Below are 17768 nucleotides of genomic sequence, written 5' to 3' on the forward strand. Positions count from 1 at the left end.
GCTCAAGCCTCCATTTGCACAAATAAAGCCCCATCTTCAACAACAACGGGGAAGGTTTGAATAGCATCTGTCGCAGGCAAGCAAAGGGCTTGACCTGTTTTCAAACAAAAACGTGCTGAATGAAGTGGACACTCTACTGTTCCATCATCTTCAAGATAACCTTCAGACATAGAAGCATTGCCATGTGAACAGCGATCATTCATCGCAAAGAACTCACCGCCATTATTGAACACTGCCAAAGCTTCAATACCGCCAACATTACAGTCAACTTTCAGTGCTTCGCCTTCGTCCAATTCATCAATTTGACATACAAATATTTTGTTCATTAGAAAAACACACTCAAGTTATGTGAGCTATAAGTCACTTGATCTAAAGTAATTTTGCGGTTAAAGATTTGCCAACCTAAGCCATCTTCAACTTTACGGATTTTGTCCAGACGCTTGCCCACATAAATGGTCACATCTTTTTCTTTTTGCGTACGGTAAAGCAAATAGGTAACGTGGACGTCATATTCCCCAGCATTTTCAGACGGTTCGACAATCACGTTACTCACCATATGTGTCGTTCTTGAAGGAGGTTCTTCAGCCCAAGCCATACCTGTTTCAAGACGAGCAACACGGCGTTCTAACAAATGTTTGTTATCGTTAAACACCCATGTTGTCGGTGGCTCAATAGAACGACGACGATCACGTGTTTGTGCATTTGGAGTGGTACGTAAGGTATAGGAAATATCTTCTGCAAATACATCTAACCATTCACGGAATTTCCAGTCATCAAGAAGTTTTGCTTCGCGATATAAAAACTGACTAATTTCGTGTTGTAGCTCTAGACTCACCAAACTCATTTCACAAGCTCCTTCTCATATACCTCAGCTGCTTTTTCCACGTCTTCCCATTTTTCATGGATCAATAAATCAGCCCAACGACGGTACATACCACGTGCTGCTGTTTCTGAGAAAATGTAGTTGGTAATCCCCGGAATACCATCTTCACGCACTTTTTCATTACCCAAGCCCATTTCCATAATGAGTTTGTTTTTACGTGCTTTGTAGCCGCGTAAAACTTTTTGAATCTCGATCCAGTTTTCAGAGTCATCTTGTTCCAAGAAACCTGCAGGACCAAAAGCACGTGTTGCAGAGCGTTCAAACGCTTCTTTTACATCTTGAGGTGCATCTGCATCCGCAATACAAAATGCCCAAACTTCAGTTTTGTTTGGTCCACGTGGATGCCAAACACGAAGTGTCGCTGTACCGTTTAACCACGAAAGTGTTGGGAACATCGTGTTATGCCCTGCCAAACGTAAAGCACGAATTTCGCCTAAACGCTCTTTCACTTCCTCATAAGTTTCACGGAAATAATTGGCAACTTCACCATCTACCCAAACGTTTGCATCTGGTTTTTCAGTGAAGAAGAAACCTGAACCATGACCACGTGAACCATATTGGATTGCATCTTTTGCAGTTTCCCAAACAGGACGTGAGGTTTGTGCTGCACCTAATTGTTTAGAAGCCTCATCATCTGGTTTTGCACCCAAAACTTGGATCGCTGAGGCATGTGAGAACAAGGCATGGTATTGGTCAGATGCAAACTGTTCAGCTGCAAATTTCCAGTTACACTCGATTTCCCATTTGTGAACACCACCGATGATTTGAGTACCACCCGGACGACGATCTAGTACACCATCCAAATACCAAGCGATATCGCCCATATATTCTGTTAAATCTGGTGTGGTTTCATCCCAGCATCCGAAAATCAAACCTTTATATGTTTCAACACGGTTGACTTCGATCAAGCCCCATTTTTCTTTGCAAGCACCTTGAGGGAAGGCACGATCTTCTAATGGAATATCTTTTAAAGAACCATCCGTACCATAAGACCAACCGTGGTATGGGCAAGTAAATGCACGTGTGTTACCACAGTCTGCAAAGCTGACACGCATTGAACGGTGACGGCATTGATTGAGTAATGCTTTGATTGAACCATCTTTTTGACGCACCACGATGATTGGATCTTCACCCATGTAGGTGTTGAAAAAATCACCCGCTTTTGGAATTTGGCTTTCATGACAAAGGAATAACCAAGTACGCCCAAATACTCGCTCAAGTTCGAGTTCGTATAAATCTGGGTCTGTGTAGATGGATGGCGAAATACGTCCATTTTGCGCATCGACTAAAGCATCGATTTCACGCACATCAATTTTTCCACTCATGAAAAGCTCTCCTGCGATAAACGTGGGGTCACACACGAATTGACTTCGCTTCACAAAATCATCGCTGTTCAGACAAGCTTTAGGGAAATATTTATTTTGTTTCAAATAAGAAGTTTTTTGAATTATTAGCAAAGTTTTTTTCTATATAGTAAAGAAGTACATGTTTTTCACTATCATTTATTTTCTAAATGACAGAATAATCTTCACGTAATTGTTGTTTATAGATTATACTTCGATAAAGTGTTTTAAGACATTTTTTGGATTAGTCTTTGGACGGTTATATATGGAATTACGCCACTTACGCTATTTTATCACGGTTGCAGAGGAACTAAATTTTAGTAAAGCTGCCTTGAAACTTTATACTGCACAGCCTTCTTTAAGCCAGCAAATCAAAGACTTAGAGGAAGATGTAGGCGTAAAACTGCTGAACCGCACCAAACGAAAAGTTGAACTGACCGAAGAAGGTGCTGTTTTTTTAGAGCAAGCTCGCCTGACTTTAGCCCAAGCAGACAAGGCTGTGGCTATGGCACGTCAAGTTTCTCAAGCGAAACAGCAATTATTGCGTATTGGCTTTGTACCAGTGGCTGAAATGAAGGTTTTCCCCTACGTTTTACCTAACCTACGCGTACAGAACCCTGATCTAAAAATTGAGCTTCTAAGCCTCAATAATGCCGAGCAAATGCGTTCTTTGAAAAAAGGCGAATTGGATATTTCCTTTACTCGAAATAACTTCCATAGCGAAGAAATTGAAAGTAAATTCGTGCTAAGAGAACCACTTATTTTTATCTTGCCTAAAGATCACCCTCTTGCTAAATACGAGCGAATTCCAGTAAAAGCACTAGATGGTATTGATTTTATTATTCCAGCAGCTGAACAATCGCTCACCTTGCATGACATTATTTTAGATTTTGCTAAAACCCAAAATATCGAGCTTAATGTTGTGCAAAAAGCTGACAATATCTTATTCAATATCAATTCGATAGGTATGGGTTTAGGCTGTACCATCTTGCCTGGGTATATTGCGCCTTTGACGATGAACAATACTGTTATTCGCCCTTTGGATGTCGAACTACCTTATCTTGATCTATATGTCAGTTATCGTAAAAATACCAGCTCTGTGGCGGTCGAGAAATTTATAGAGTTATTAACCAAAGTCTTTTATCTCGACTTCAATCGCGAAGACAATTAATCAAATTATAATCCCATAACGCTTTCTACGTATTTCGAAAAAAAATACTAGCAAAGCGTTATTGTGAAGTAATTCACTATATTTTTATTTTTAATCAATTATTTTTTTGTTTTTTCATCGTATATTATATTTTTCGGTGATTATTTGTTCAAACAGAATTCTAAAATTAAAGTTCATTTTCTCGCAATTTACTACAACTTAAGTCTAATCTTTTTAAGTTTCGCACTTTACAATCCAATGATGTACCCAAGCTAAAATGAATCATAAGGATAATAAAATGCCGATTCATACATTTAAACGTTTAAAAAATGGCGTGCGCTACCGCCCTCGTTTCTTCCTTGCCATCTTTGCTTCGAGTCTTATTTTCGTTTTACTGCAAATATTTACGACTTGGACATGGTCTACAGCACTGCTTTTAAGCTGGAATCTCAGTATCTTTGTCTATCTGGTCATGACCATGAGTTCATTATGGAACTCTGATCATGCACACATTTTACAGCGTGCAAAACAACAAGACCCAAGTAAATGGATCATTATTTTTCTGGTTTTTTGTTCGATTATCATGTGTTTAGTTGCCATTATCGTTGAGCTATTGCAACTCCCTAAAGAGCACTTTGCCAAGATTGGACATATTGTTTTGTCTATTCTTACGATTATTTCATCATGGTTGTTTATGCATAGTGTATTTGCGATTCATTATGCACATGATTTTTATATTGCTTTAGATACTCAGCATGAGGGCGGTTTAGATTTTCCAAAAACACAGTATCCCGTCTATCCAGATTTCTTATACTTTAGTTATATCATCGGTACTTCTGCTCAAACAGCAGATGTATCAATCACTTCTAAATCAATGAGAATAGTCAATACCTTACATTTATTGATCGCTTATGGATTTAATACAACCATTCTAGCGATCTGTATCAATGTGGCAGCCAGCTTTTTAACACCTCAATAAAACAATATTTCATTTAGGTAAAAAAAGGATGGCACATCGACCATCCTTTTTTAATCTAATCATTTATAGATTATTTTACGCCACGCGCAGTTAAATAATCTTTAATGACTGTATTGAATTCTTCAGCTTTTTCAACTTGTGACCAGTGACCACATTGACTGAAAATATGAGCATCAGCATGCGGAACAGTATTTAAAATATCCCATGAGCGCGATACGGGAATCACTACATCTTGCACACCATGAATCAACAATACTGGCACAGTAATGTCTTTCATTTTTTCAAAATCGAGTGGAAATTCGAAACGATCACGGTCACGCGCACCCACGACATCCATTAAACGATCTGAAGCATAGTCATTTTTTGCAGCTTCATAGCGTACTTTAACCAATTCATCTGTGATCAAATCTTTGTTTACCACAAACATAGAAAGCGTTTTTTTGATGCCTTCTTCGGTCAAAACTGGGTTTGCGTGTGCTTTCAATGCAGCCGTTTGTTTTGCACCACCTGTACCCATTGAAACAATACCCAATACACGTTCTGGATAATCAAGCACCATTTGAAATGCCAACCAACCACCAAGTGAGTTACCCACCAACCAAGTCTTTTCAATGCCTAAAGCATCTAAAGTACGTACCGCATGATCAACCCATGCACGAATCCCGTAGGCAGTATTGGGTGCAACAATACTTTGACCATAACCAATAGAATCAATCGCGATACAACGTGCTTGCTCACCGATTTGTGGCAAGTTCAGCCACCAGTTTGCTGCAGCCGAAACGCCTGTACCAGAGCCATGTAAAAACAGAATCGGTGTACCCTCACCCACTTCGTGATAATGCGTCAATTCACCTTCTGCAGTTTCAATCCATTTATCTTCCAAACCAAAAAAAGCATCAGTTTTATAATCTGGAATTTGCACAGTGCTCATACTTACTCCTCGTACAGCCAATTTTTCAAATTTCGATTCAATGAGATGAGATTTCATCCATTCTTAAACTCCATATTACCTGTGATTTGAGTTACAACTGATACAAATTTACGATGAAAAAGTATAAAAAAACGATTATTTAACATTATGTTTTTTATCTATTTTTCATTTTAATAATCCCGTATTTTTTATCAGGATATGGCTTATTGTCATAACAAAAAAGGTGACAAAATTTTGTCACCTTTATTTTATAATTCAAATGATCTTTTTGCTTAGAAATGATAGGTATAAGTCGTTGCAAGACGATTTTCAACCAAACTCGCGGCATTTACATTTTTATAGTTAGAATCCATATACATCCATTGGAATCCCAAACCTTTTAACTTCCCTTCGGGAACAGTGTAATTGAGCACGAATGTTGTTTCTGACTCACGCCCCTTATCTTTGCCTGCACCATTATTGACATCAAAACCACGGATATAAGAGAGGTCTGCTGTCAAACCTTTTAAACCTACATCTTTAAAATCATAACCATAAGAAACTTGCCAAGACTTTTCTTCTTTACGAATAAAACCTGCAATCGACCAGTTCACCAAATAAGGTTGTGGCACCCAACCTCCGAGTGTTGGCATTAAACCTGTTACGCCGCCATTTGGACCAAACATTTGTTGCCAGCCCAAACCAAAACTATGCGGACCTGTTTTTACTTTTGCTCCAATCGACAAGGCTTGGTTTTCGATATCGCCATATAGAGCATCACCTGATTTGCGATTATCAAAATAACGAACATGACTTAACAACCGAGTTTTATCGTTTAAATTGGTGTTATAACTCACACCCGCATAATTTTGCTGATAAATATCTTTTACATCGGCAAACCAATAACTTAGTCCTAGATCTTGAGTTGCTTGGTAGTCTACACCTGCGATATACATCCCATCAGCTTGCTGCTTTGGCGTAGCATGATCGACATTATTGTAGGGAAATAGGGTCAGCTCTTGATACTGATCTCCGTAGCGGGTATTGATACCATCAATATAAGCCAAGGTAATTTTTGTATTTTTTATCTCTTTTGATTCGAGCCATGCACCATCATAAGTCGTCAATAACTGACGAGATGGGTCATAAACCAAAACAGGTGAAATCGGCAATAACTCCCCTACTTTCAGCTCAGTCTTTGACACTTTCGCTTTTAGAGTCGCACCGATTTTAAAATTATCACGCTTTTGTTTGCCATCTTCAAAAGGCATCACCCAATCTGCGGTTCCCCGATCTGAACTGAGTCGCACAGCATATTGAGCCAAAACATCAATACCGACTTCTACTGGACCAATTTTTTCATAGCCAGATTTTGCATCTAAAGTTGCTGCCTGTGACCAACTCCCAAAATCAGGTTTAGCATCGTGATCATACTGACGATCAAGATAAAAATTCTTAAATTTGAGTTGCACTTGGCTATCGTCAATAAAATCTGCATAAGACGCTGTTGATCCAAAAACAAGCACAGAAGTTAAAGCTATCCATAAAGTTTGACGACGCATTGTCACATTTCCCACGATCAAAACAATGTATAGCGTCATCATGCAAAACTATATCTAGCAAAAAAATCCGACCACAGTCTTAAATCTTCCCGATAAAAATCACATAAAATTTAACTCGAAAATTGGCTATATTTTTTAGCTCTTTATTGAAGATTTATATTTTAACTTTCAATTATCACGCTATGATTTTGATCATGTATTTTCCCGCTCAAATACAATAAATAAAACCTGAAGCCTATGCACAAAGCGATGATTTAGTGCTTTTATGTTTTAATGATTTTATCTATCCAGTGCAAAGCAGATTTCATTTATAAGAAAAAGCGTTTAAGTGAAAGAAATTTTCTATATCTCTAAGTCATTCATCTTGGAACATATTTTTATATTGAGCAGACTCATCAAGTCGATGTTGTATAAATTTTGATTGATTTTTAATTTTACCCTGATAATATTGTTTTTACCCAGATGATATTATTTTACACATATAAAATAATTTCTGATTGTTTTACTTCAAAGGAGGAGATTATGCAAAAGCAAATCAGTGCATTTTTAGGGCAAAAGCTTTTAATCACAGCTTCAGTTGCAGAAGTCGCAACGTATTTAAAAACTCAAGTTACAACCGATGAACCGATTTTGATTTTTCAAGATCAAACAGGTAAGCAAATTGATTTAGATTTGACTGGTACTGTTCAAGATGTGGCAGATCGTTATGCTGAAGAGATGCCGACGAAAAAAGTCGGTCGTCCAAAATTAGGGGTGATTTCACGTGAAATTACCTTGCAACAAAAACATTGGGATTGGTTAGATCTACAAAGTTCAAGTGCTTCGGCAGTGCTTCGAAAATTGATTGATCATGAAATGAAAAATCATGCTTCCGAATACAACATCATGCTAGCAAAACAAGCAACAGATCGTTTTATGGCAGCAATGCTCGGAAATGAAAGTCATTTTGAGGAAGCCACTCGTGCCTTGTATCAAGACAATAAAGCTAAATTTATCAAGTTAATCGCCGATTTTCCTGAAGATTTAAAAGCACATGTTTTGCTTTTATCTCAAAATGCTTTTGTAGAATAAAAAATAGGTACGACATGTCGTACCTATTTTTTTTGATTTTGAATCAATCAGCAATTATGCATTTGCTTCTTTTACTTTAGACATGGTCAACGCCAAATCTTCAATCATATCTTCCTGACCGCCCACCGTACCACGGCGACCAAGTTCAAGTAAGATTTCACGTGCTGGTACACCATATTTTGCTTCTGCACGTTTGGCAAATAACAAGAATGATGAATATACGCCTGCATAGCCCAATGTCGCCGCATCACGATCTGCACGGATCGGTTGTTGCATCATTGGTACAATCAGGTCTTCGGCAATATCTTGAACTTTAAATAAGTCTACACCTGTTTCGATTTGCATACGATTTGCAACCGCAACAAAAAGCTCAAGCGGTGTATTACCTGCGCCTGCACCGAGTCCTGCAGATGCCAAATCCACACGTGCTGCACCCGCATCAACAGCTGCAACAGAGTTCGCTACACCCATACCCAAGTTATGGTGACCATGGAAACCAATTTCGATATCTTGGCTCAAATTTTGACGTAAAATACTAACGCGATCAGTTACATCCTGAGGCAGCATATAACCTGCTGAGTCAGTCACATAGATACAGTTTGCACCATATGACACCATTTTATTGGCTTCTTCGAGTAGCTTTTCAGGACTCGCCATGTGAGCCATCATCAAAAAGCCAACGGTGTCCATACCCAGTTTACGAGCAGCCTTAATATGCTGTTCAGAGACATCTGCTTCAGTTGAATGGGTTGCGACACGAATAGTTGCAACACCTGCATCATATGCCATTTTCAAATGATCAACTGTACCAATACCTGGAATTAACAGCGCAGACACTTTGGCTTGTTTGAGGTTTGGAATGACCGCTTTGAGATATTCTTCATCACTTGCTGCTGCAAAACCATAGTTGACTGAGTTCCCACCCAATCCATCACCATGTGTCACTTCGATCAACGGTACACCCGCATCATCTAGCGCAGTCGCAATCGCAACCATTTGCTCAGGTGTAGTCTGATGGCGCATCGGATGCATACCATCACGTAAAGTCATATCATTAATAATAATCTTAGACATGTGATGCTCCTTATGCTTCAACACTTTGATTTGCAAGCAAACGTTCTGCAAACATTTCCGCAGTACGTGCAGCTGCAGCAGTCATAATGTCAAGGTTTCCTGCATATTTTGGTAAATAATCGCCTAGACCTTCAACTTCAAGGAATATAGAAACACGATTTCCGTCAAATACTGGACCATTCACAAGTTTATAACCTGGTACATATTTTTGAACTTGTTCAATCATGGCATGCACAGATTTAGTAATCGCAGCTTGATCAGGCTCACCTTCAACCAAGCAATGCACTGTGTCACGCATCATGAGTGGTGGCTCAGCAGGATTGATAATAATGATCGCTTTACCTTGTTTTGCTCCGCCAACTTGTTCAATTGCGCCAGCAGTGGTACGAGTAAACTCATCAATATTTTTACGTGTGCCCGGTCCTACAGATTTAGTAGAAACAGTCGCAATAATTTCACCATAATTTACAGCTTGAACACGTGAAATCGCTGCAACCATAGGGATGGTTGCCTGACCACCACAAGTCACCATATTTACATTTGGCAATTTACCTTGTTCAAGTAATGCTTCAAGGTTGACTGGCGGTACACAAAATGGACCAATCGCAGCAGGTGTCAAATCGATCATTTGCACGCCAAGGTCATTGAGCTTACGGCTATTTTCAGCATGAACATAAGCTGAAGTTGCATCAAATGCGATTTGGATTTCGTCTTCTAGTACATGAGGAAGTAAACCATCCACGCCTTCCGAAGTGGTTTTCAAACCCATTTTCGCAGCACGTGCCAAACCTTCAGACGTTGGGTCGATCCCAACCATCCAAACAGGTTCTAATACGTCGCTACGTTGAAGTTTATAAAGCAAATCTGTACCGATGTTACCCGGACCAATCAATGCACATTTAATCTTTTTCATTAAAGTACTCTCTTTAAAATTCCGTTTTATTCAGCAGCAAAAGCAGCAACAACCGATCCAAAACCTTCGATTTCTACGGTAAATTCATCGCCTGCATGTGCAACAACCATAGGTCCAAGTGCACCCGTTAAAATAATGTCACCTGCTAAAAGTGGACGTCCGCGACGTACCATTTCATCCGCAAGCCAAATTGCAGCATTCAATGGATTTGACAGACATGCTTTACCCACGCCAGATGAAACAACTTCACCTGCACGAGTCATGGTCATTTTGCAATTTACAAGATCAAGATTTTCAAGTTTTACAGGACGTGAGCCGAGTACATAAGCCGCAGAAGATGCATTATCCGCAACAGTATCAATCAAGGAAATTTTCCAATTTTCGATACGACTATCAACCACTTCTACAGCAGGAAGCGCATAATCTGTTGCACTGATAATGTCAGCATAAGTATGTTTTTCTTTGGTTAAATCTGCTTTGATGACCAAAGCAATTTCCGCTTCAACTTTTGGCTGAATCAATAAACCTGCAGGAATGGCTTCACCATCACCATAAGCCATATCTGCAAACAACATTCCAAAATCAGGTTGATCCACCCCCAATTGAGCTTGCACTACTTTAGAAGTTAAGCCGATCTTACGCCCAACCAAACGACGCCCCTCAGCTAGCGCGCGTTTAGTATTTTCTTCTTGAACTGCATAAGCGGTATCTACGTCAGCACTTTCTGCGCCCAATTGTGGACGAACAGGTGCGATCGCAGTTTTAGATAATTCGGCATTGCGAAGTGCAAGTGCAACGGATTTAACACTTGTTTCAAAAACAGCAGAATTCGACATCAATGTTTCCTTAAACTGCAAAAAAATGGACTCAACTCAGCTTTTGCAATGATGCATAATTGAGTGAAGATTCAAGAGTTTTCTATACGATCAGATCAATCCTTACAGCGCTCTTGGCTGCATCTGATCTTCTGTGAAATACATCTACATTTATGAACAATTTAAGAATCAAGAAAATGCGGTTTTTATGCCAATACTTATTTTATTTTTTACAATAGTTAGAAGCTATAAATCTTTATTTACAATTCAAGCAATAAAAACAAAGCTTATAAATCAACAAGAAAGACAAGTAATTTACTAAGGTTTAATTTTTTTGGAAAATAAAAAAAGCCAAAGCTCTACGACTAAAAGCTAATACGAGGAGGAATGATCTCGGGCATCTTTAGCACCCTGTCGATTTTTAATCTGATTCAACGAAAAGGAAAAATGAAATCTCACTTTTCCTTTTATGCTGGTTAGGCTTCAACTTTTGCTTGCACTTGCTGATTTAAAAAATCATGAAGTTGAGCAACGTCATCTGCGATACTCAAAGGCTGATACTGATTTAAAATATTCACACTATGTACGCCATAACTCACGCCCACTCTCGGCATGACGATATTACGCGCCATTTCCAAATCATAAGAAGTATCGCCTACCATGATCGCATTTTCAGGGCGAACACCCGTGTAATCCAATATTTCAGCAAGCATCAATGGATCTGGCTTTGAGCGTGTTTCACTCGCTGCACGAGTTACATCAAAAAGTTCAACACTCGCAGTCTGGTTGAGCACTCGATCTAAGCCACGACGGCTTTTCCCTGTTGCAACTGCCAATTTCACATTTTGATTTTTTAAATCATGCAATAACTCGGATACGCCATCAAACCAAACATCTGTTTTAGAATGTTCAACATAATGATCACCGTAGCTTTTCAAAATCTGGGTATGTAATTCAGGAACTTGAGGAAATAAAACTTCGGCAACTTCAGGCAATCCCAATCCAATGATACTTTTCGCATTTTCACTTGTTAACGGCTGATCAAATGCTTTGGCAGCAAACATTAAGCTATCCACAATTTGACCGACAGAATCAAATAATGTGCCATCCCAATCAAAAATAATCAGTTCTACAGGTTTAGTCATAACAAGGGTTCAGCTTGGTTTAAAAGCTTATCAAGGGAAAATTGAATGGGGCTCAATTTAGCATAAAAATGTGACAGCTTGCATGCTGTAAATCAGATAATACAAATGAAGCACTAAAAGCTAAGTTTAAAATTTTTAAGGAACCTCACCCTAACCCTCTCCTAAAGGAGAGGGAATCATGTTCGGTGAGTTTAAAAAAATTGCTGAGGTGAAAGAGCTAAGCACTACCAAAAAGTCAAAAATTAACTATGAAATTAATATTGAAAGTCCCTTCTCCTGTTGGGAAAAGCTTAGGATGAGGGTGATTTTTCATATAAATCCTCTCCCTAGCCCTCTCCTAAAAGGAAAGGGAATCATGTTCAGTGAGTTTTTTAAAAAATTGCTGAGGTGAAAGAGATAAGCTCTATCAAAAAGTCAAAAATTAACCGTGAAATTAATATTGAAAGTCCCTTCTCCCTGAACAAAAATCAAAGCACTGCTTTGATCGCAGCGCAAGACGCAGTGAGGAAAAGCTTAGGATGAGGGTGGTTTTTCATATAAATCCACTCCCTCTTGCGGAACATGTCCCTCTCCTTTAAAAAGGAGAGGGAATTTAATTTTTAAATCATTACTTCGACAATGCTCTTAGCTGCGCCACCAAACTCTGCATATCTTCAGGTAATGGTGCTTCGATTACTGGAAAACCTGGGATCTCAAGTCGCATTGCATGCAAACACAAACGACGTGCTTCAGGACCTTTATATTCGGTTTGATGACCATATTTATCATCCCCAACCAAAGGATGTCCGATACTCAAACCATGCACACGGATCTGATGGGTACGACCCGAAAGTGGTGAAGCATGCACCAGAGTGGCATGACGAAAACGCTCAGCGACTACCCATTTGGTTTTCGATTCTTTACCTTCTTTTGAGACGCGTACACGGCGTTCACCATTTGATAATTCATAGCGCAATAAAGGCTGATCGATCAACTGATTGTCTAAACTAACTTGTCCTTTAACAATCGCAGCATAGGTTTTTTGGATTTTATGTTCACGTAATAAATCTTGTAATAATTTCAAAGTACTACGCTTTTTACTGATCATGACCAAACCAGAAGTATCACGGTCAATACGGTGAATCAGTTCCAGATATTTTTTGCCTGTAGCCGCTCGCAAAGCTTCAATCAAGCCATATGCCACGCCACTGCCACCATGCACAGCAATACCCGAAGGTTTATTGACGACCATCAAACCTTCATCTTCATATACCACACGACTCAGCAAACCTTGTGCAACTTTATCTGAAACAGGAACTGGTGATTCATCTTTTTGTTCAAAGCGAATCGGAGCAACTCGAATTTGATCACCAATAGCCAATTTTGTTTCAGCTTTAATTCGTTTTTTATTGACTCTGACTTGCCCTTCTCGAATTAAACGATAAATGCGGCTTTTTGGCACACCTTTGAGTCGACTAAATAAAAAATTATCAATTCGTTGACCCGCTTGATGCTCGTCCACTTCAAACCAAGTCACGCTTTGCCATTCTTGTGTAGAATTCATACAGCTAAAAACATCCTAAAATTTACGAAATTTGATTAAAAACTGATCACTTAGACTATGCTTTTCACAATAAACATGAGCTTAGCCCATAGGCAGATGATGCAAGGTTTGCTATAGTCAGCGTACGGATACCACCAAAATTGAGTGAAAATCTAGCCAGTTCAAAAATTATTGAAACTTCCAGCTATTTTTGCTATTCAAAATAAACTTGGAACGGTCCTAAAAGATATGCCGACGCCGAAGGCTTATTATATCGGCAAAAAAGATAAACTGTTGCGTTTAATTGTGCTTTTGCACATAAATCAGTTTGTTTAAAGAAATATGACGCCAACCCTAATGTTGGTTTTTAAACGTAAACTGATTCACGTCGATTTATCGTAACCGAGTGTATTTCAGGAAAGAAGTGTTTGAGGCATTGGAACTGAGCCATTTGTAAAGATACGATGATAATTCCGTATCAAGAAACTCCATCAGTATTGATGAGATGTTCTTAGAGCAATGTGCTAGTGAAAGTCATCATCCAATGCACCGCTTAGTATTCCAGTGAAAACACATTGGGACTTTGATTGATAAAATCAAAGCAGTCTTGGCAACATCCATAAGACGATCAACCCTGTGCCGTGACATTTAAGCGCTGTTGATATTTCGAATATATATCGCCAAATAAGTCGCAAATATAGCTTATTTGACTGGAAATATCCTTGGTACTTAGAACAGGTCCATAATTTCGAATGTGTTTCTCGAAATTTGCTGATTGAACCATTATAAGATGTTCGCTATCCCAGAAAAGCGATGGATAGATGTGGGTCACTATTAGGTGTTACACCCATGAAACGTATGTTGATTAATGCAACGCACGCCGAAGAAGTTCGCGTTGCACTTATCACTGGACATCGTCTTTACGACTTTGACTTAGAAAATCGCACTCGCGAACAAAAAAAAGCAAATATCTATAAAGGTCATGTGACCCGTGTAGAGCCTTCTTTAGAAGCTGTATTTGTTGAGTATGGTGCAGGCCGTCAAGGCTTCCTCTCTATGCGAGAAATTGCCAACTCATATTACAAAGCTGACCCTCGCCAAACTTCAAACATTCGCGAATTGATCACAGAAGGCACAGAACTTCTCGTTCAAGTTGAAAAAGAAGAGCGCGGCAATAAAGGCGCAGCACTTTCTACTTTTATTTCACTCGCAGGTCGTTATTTGGTTCTTATGCCAAACAACCCTAAAGGTGGCGGTATCAGTCGTCAAATTTCAGGTTCAGTTCGTGAAGAATTGAAAGAAATGTTGGCTTCTCTCAATGTTCCTCGTGGTATGAGCGTTATCGTGCGTACTGCTGGCATTGGTCGTAGCCAAGAAGAATTACAGCTCGATTTACAACATTTGTTAGATCTTTGGGCACAAATTCAAAGCACAGCAAATTCTGGTCCTTCTCCGATGCTTGTTCATCAAGAAGCCGGTGTTGTTACTCGTGCTATCCGTGATTATTTACGTGATGATGTTGCTGAGATCTTGATCGATAACGAGCAAGCGTATAACGAAGCTTATAACTTTGTTAAAGCGGTAATGCCTCGTCAACTCGACAAACTCAAAACCTATACTATTAATGAGCCTTTATTTGCTCACTTTGGTATCGAAAGCCAAATCCAAACTGCTTATGAACGTGAAGTTAAACTTCCTTCAGGTGGTTCGATCGTGATTGATCAAACAGAAGCTTTAGTGTCTATCGACATTAACTCTGCAAAATCAACTCGTGGTCACGATGTTGAAGAAACAGCTCTCAGCACAAACTTAGAAGCTGCTGAAGAAATTGCACGCCAACTTCGCTTACGTGATATTGGTGGTTTGGTTGTGATCGACTTTATCGACATGACCAAAGACCGCAACCAACGTATGGTTGAAGCAAAACTTCGTGAAGCAACTCAAAGCGATCGTGCACGTATCCAATTTGGTCAATTGTCACGTTTCGGTTTGATGGAAATGAGCCGTCAACGTTTACGTCCTTCATTAGAAGAAGCAACGGGTTATGTCTGCCCGCGTTGTCACGGTACTGGTATGGTTCGTGATTTACGTTCTCTTTCTCTTTCAATTATGCGTAAAGTTGAAGAGATTGCATTACGTGAACGTCATGGTGAAGTTCAAGTTGAAGTACCTGTAGAAATTGCAGCGTTCTTACTCAACGAAAAACGTCATAGCCTTGTTTACCTAGAACAAACTTCAAATGTTCGTGTGACTGTATTGCCACATCCACATTTAGAAACTCCACATTATGAAATTTCATACAACCCAGAAGGTTTCGCACCTACAAGCTATGAACGTACTGAAGCAACACGTTCAAGTGAAAAAGAATTGGGATATGAATCTTCAGAGTGGCATTTAGAAGAAGAACAGCATGCTCAGCAAAATGCTGCACCTGCTCAACAAGAACGTAATGGCAACAAGAAAAAGCCATTCAACCAAGCACAAAATGCACAGCAGCCTGCTCAACAAGCACCTGTGCAAGCTCAAGCGACTAAATCATCTAGTCCATGTGCATGGTTAGAAAACTTGTTTGTGCAAAAACAAGCACAAACAATTGATCAATCACGTAGCGCAAACAACGCTGCAGCCGCTATTGAACAAATGGTGAATGGTGGAGCTGTTAGTCGTGGTCAATTTGGTCAAGTGAACCAAGCGCCTGTAGCTCAACCGGTTGCTCAGCAAGATACCAATGCGTATCTATCTCAAGCACCTGCTAAACCAGAACGTGATTTTGCTGAAAAACATGCTGAAAAAGACGAACGTCCTCAGCAACGTAACAACAAGCAAAAACGCGGCAATAACAACAAGCACAAAGAGCAACGTGAACAACCTGTTGTAGAACAATCGAATCAAGTAATTGAAGAAGTTGTTCAAATGACTCGTCAAGAGCAACGCCAAGAACAGCGTGAGCAAAAACGTCAGCACAAAAATCGTCAACAACAAGAGCAACATGTTGAGGCGAAAGACGAGCAAGCTGTTCCACGTCGTGATCGCAACAACCAACAACGTCCACAACGCCCAAATCGCCAACGTGATCAAAGCGTATTGAACGAACCACAAAACCAAGCTGCTCCTGCTGCCGTTAGAGACGAAAAGCATGTTCAGATTGATGTGGTTGATGCACCTAAGCATGAAGTGATGACGACTGCTTTGGTGATCAATGTTGATCAAGCTCAAAGTGAAATTGTGGCATTGAACCCACATGCACCTGCTGAAGTTGCAAAACCAGTTGAAGCTGTTGCCAAAACTGAAGTTGCTGAGGAAAAACCTGTAGTTGCTACGCGTTCTGAAAAAGAAAATGTAGCTGAACCACAAGCCAAAGCAGAGCAAAATCAACCAGTAAAACGTGCAACTAACGATCCACGTCAGCGTCGTCGTGAACAACGTCAAGCACAAAAAGCGAAAGCTGAAGCACCTAAAATAGCACCATCACAAGTGCCTACTTTAGCAGCTTATACTGTAGGTAGCTTGATTCGTCATGTCTATGGTGAAGATTGCTCTGTTTTGATTGAACAATTTGGTTTAATTCCAACATTCAATCGTGCATTGCAAAAATTCACTGAAGAGTATGCAGCAACGATCGTGACTGAAACTTCTGTAGAACCTACAGAGAAAAAACCTGTTACGCGTGATGTTGAAGTCACTAAGGCAGAACCTGAAGCAGAACCTGCCGAAGTATTGCCATTAACTCCACCAAAAACAGAGTCAGAAAAACGTGTTGCAAACGATCCTCGTGAACGTCGTCGCTTAGCAAAACAAGCTGCTGAACAAGCTTTAGAGCAAGTTAAACAGTCGCATGTTGAAGCTGAACAAAAAGCAACAGAAACAGTATCTGCTCCAGAAACTGCACCTGTAGCTGAAACTGTTACGACAGAAGCTGAAGTACAAACTGCTCCTGCTGCTGAAGAAGCTCCTGCTATTCAAGCTGAGCCAGTTGAAGCTGCAACTGAACAGGTTCAAGCAGAAAAAGCTGAAGCGCCAAAAGCAAGTCGAAGCAAATCTGAAGCTAAACCCGTTGAAGCTGCTCAAGCTGAAACCGTAGCATCAGATGAAGCTCAGCAAGTTTTAGAGCTTGATGCTGACGCTAAAAATGCTGAAGTAGTTCCAAAAACAACGAAAAAGACTGAAAGCAAAGTGACAGAAGATACAGCAGAAAAACCTGCTCGCCCTCGTCGCCCTCGTGGACGTCCACCAAAAAAAGCAACTCCAGAAGCATAATTTGCATAAAATTACGCAATTAAAGAAAGCTCAGTCATTTCGGTGACTGGGCTTTTTTTGATATTTTGTGTCAGATTAGGTTGATTGCACTAGACTAATACCATTAAAAAGGACAAGTGTATATTTCGCTACATCTTTTGATGC

General features: G+C 39.7%; 15 protein-coding genes. 5 read left to right on the plus strand and 10 right to left on the minus strand.

The window, feature by feature from the left end; translation table 11 throughout:
* Window positions 1–2 precede the first annotated feature (2 nt).
* Genes hcaC through hcaE form a run of 3 tightly spaced genes read right to left on the minus strand, consistent with a single transcriptional unit; the run spans window position 3 to window position 2208 of the window.
* The gene (gene hcaC, locus F960_RS16210) at window positions 3–326 is read right to left on the minus strand and encodes a 3-phenylpropionate/cinnamic acid dioxygenase ferredoxin subunit (protein ID WP_004867582.1); all 324 of its coding nucleotides are present in this window, start codon (window positions 324–326) and stop codon (window positions 3–5) included.
* The gene (hcaF, locus tag F960_RS16215; protein ID WP_004867585.1) at window positions 326–844 is read right to left on the minus strand and encodes a 3-phenylpropionate/cinnamic acid dioxygenase subunit beta; all 519 of its coding nucleotides are present in this window, start codon (window positions 842–844) and stop codon (window positions 326–328) included. The genes hcaC and hcaF overlap by 1 nt, the downstream gene beginning before the upstream one ends.
* Window positions 841–2208: a 3-phenylpropionate/cinnamic acid dioxygenase subunit alpha gene (gene hcaE, locus F960_RS16220; protein WP_004867589.1), complete on the minus strand. Its 1368-nt coding sequence runs from the start codon at window positions 2206–2208 to the stop codon at window positions 841–843. The genes hcaF and hcaE overlap by 4 nt, the downstream gene beginning before the upstream one ends.
* 283 nt (window positions 2209–2491) lie before the next feature.
* On the opposite strand from hcaE, the gene hcaR reads away from it, so the two are divergent.
* Together hcaR and F960_RS16230 are read left to right on the plus strand one after the other, a co-directional pair.
* Window positions 2492–3397: a DNA-binding transcriptional regulator HcaR gene (hcaR, locus tag F960_RS16225; RefSeq protein ID WP_004867592.1), complete on the plus strand. Its 906-nt coding sequence runs from the start codon at window positions 2492–2494 to the stop codon at window positions 3395–3397.
* A gap of 277 nt (window positions 3398–3674) precedes the next feature.
* Window positions 3675–4355, plus strand: a complete 681-nt coding sequence (locus F960_RS16230; RefSeq protein WP_004867595.1) for a DUF1345 domain-containing protein — start codon at window positions 3675–3677, stop codon at window positions 4353–4355.
* A 70-nt stretch (window positions 4356–4425) separates the two neighbouring features.
* On the opposite strand, the gene F960_RS16235 is transcribed toward F960_RS16230, so the two are convergent.
* Window positions 4426–5286: an alpha/beta fold hydrolase gene (locus tag F960_RS16235; RefSeq protein WP_035373494.1), complete on the minus strand. Its 861-nt coding sequence runs from the start codon at window positions 5284–5286 to the stop codon at window positions 4426–4428.
* Window positions 5287–5558: 272 nt separating this feature from the next.
* Window positions 5559–6827 carry an OprD family outer membrane porin gene (locus tag F960_RS16240; protein WP_004867600.1) on the minus strand — a complete coding sequence of 423 codons (1269 nt, stop codon included), beginning with the start codon at window positions 6825–6827 and terminating at the stop codon, window positions 5559–5561.
* A gap of 522 nt (window positions 6828–7349) precedes the next feature.
* Between F960_RS16240 and F960_RS16245 the strand changes: the two genes are divergently transcribed.
* A complete protein-coding gene (locus F960_RS16245) occupies window positions 7350–7898 on the plus strand; it encodes a DUF2239 family protein (protein WP_004867602.1) in 549 nt (182 codons plus the stop codon).
* Between the two features lie 54 nt (window positions 7899–7952).
* On the opposite strand, the gene dmpG is transcribed toward F960_RS16245, so the two are convergent.
* The 4 genes from dmpG to F960_RS16265 form a co-directional block, all read right to left on the minus strand.
* Window positions 7953–8972 (minus strand): 4-hydroxy-2-oxovalerate aldolase, encoded by a 1020-nt coding sequence (gene dmpG / locus F960_RS16250; protein ID WP_004867605.1) that lies wholly within the window; start codon window positions 8970–8972, stop codon window positions 7953–7955.
* A gap of 10 nt (window positions 8973–8982) precedes the next feature.
* Window positions 8983–9885 carry an acetaldehyde dehydrogenase (acetylating) gene (locus tag F960_RS16255; protein WP_004867607.1) on the minus strand — a complete coding sequence of 301 codons (903 nt, stop codon included), beginning with the start codon at window positions 9883–9885 and terminating at the stop codon, window positions 8983–8985.
* A 26-nt stretch (window positions 9886–9911) separates the two neighbouring features.
* Window positions 9912–10721: a 2-keto-4-pentenoate hydratase gene (locus F960_RS16260; RefSeq protein WP_004867609.1), complete on the minus strand. Its 810-nt coding sequence runs from the start codon at window positions 10719–10721 to the stop codon at window positions 9912–9914.
* 455 nt (window positions 10722–11176) lie between these two features.
* Window positions 11177–11845 carry an HAD-IA family hydrolase gene (locus F960_RS16265; RefSeq protein ID WP_004867611.1) on the minus strand — a complete coding sequence of 223 codons (669 nt, stop codon included), beginning with the start codon at window positions 11843–11845 and terminating at the stop codon, window positions 11177–11179.
* A gap of 178 nt (window positions 11846–12023) precedes the next feature.
* Between F960_RS16265 and F960_RS16270 the strand changes: the two genes are divergently transcribed.
* Window positions 12024–12236 (plus strand): hypothetical protein, encoded by a 213-nt coding sequence (locus F960_RS16270; RefSeq protein ID WP_004867614.1) that lies wholly within the window; start codon window positions 12024–12026, stop codon window positions 12234–12236.
* Between the two features lie 216 nt (window positions 12237–12452).
* On the opposite strand, the gene F960_RS16275 is transcribed toward F960_RS16270, so the two are convergent.
* Window positions 12453–13388, minus strand: coding sequence for an RluA family pseudouridine synthase (locus F960_RS16275; protein WP_004867615.1), 936 nt, complete (start codon window positions 13386–13388; stop codon window positions 12453–12455).
* A gap of 828 nt (window positions 13389–14216) precedes the next feature.
* Between F960_RS16275 and F960_RS16280 the strand changes: the two genes are divergently transcribed.
* Window positions 14217–17624 carry an Rne/Rng family ribonuclease gene (locus tag F960_RS16280; protein ID WP_004867618.1) on the plus strand — a complete coding sequence of 1136 codons (3408 nt, stop codon included), beginning with the start codon at window positions 14217–14219 and terminating at the stop codon, window positions 17622–17624.
* Window positions 17625–17768: the final 144 nt, after the last annotated feature.

Source organism: Acinetobacter gerneri DSM 14967 = CIP 107464 = MTCC 9824, from assembly GCF_000368565.1.
In the GTDB taxonomy this organism is placed as follows: Bacteria; Pseudomonadota; Gammaproteobacteria; order Pseudomonadales; family Moraxellaceae; genus Acinetobacter; species Acinetobacter gerneri.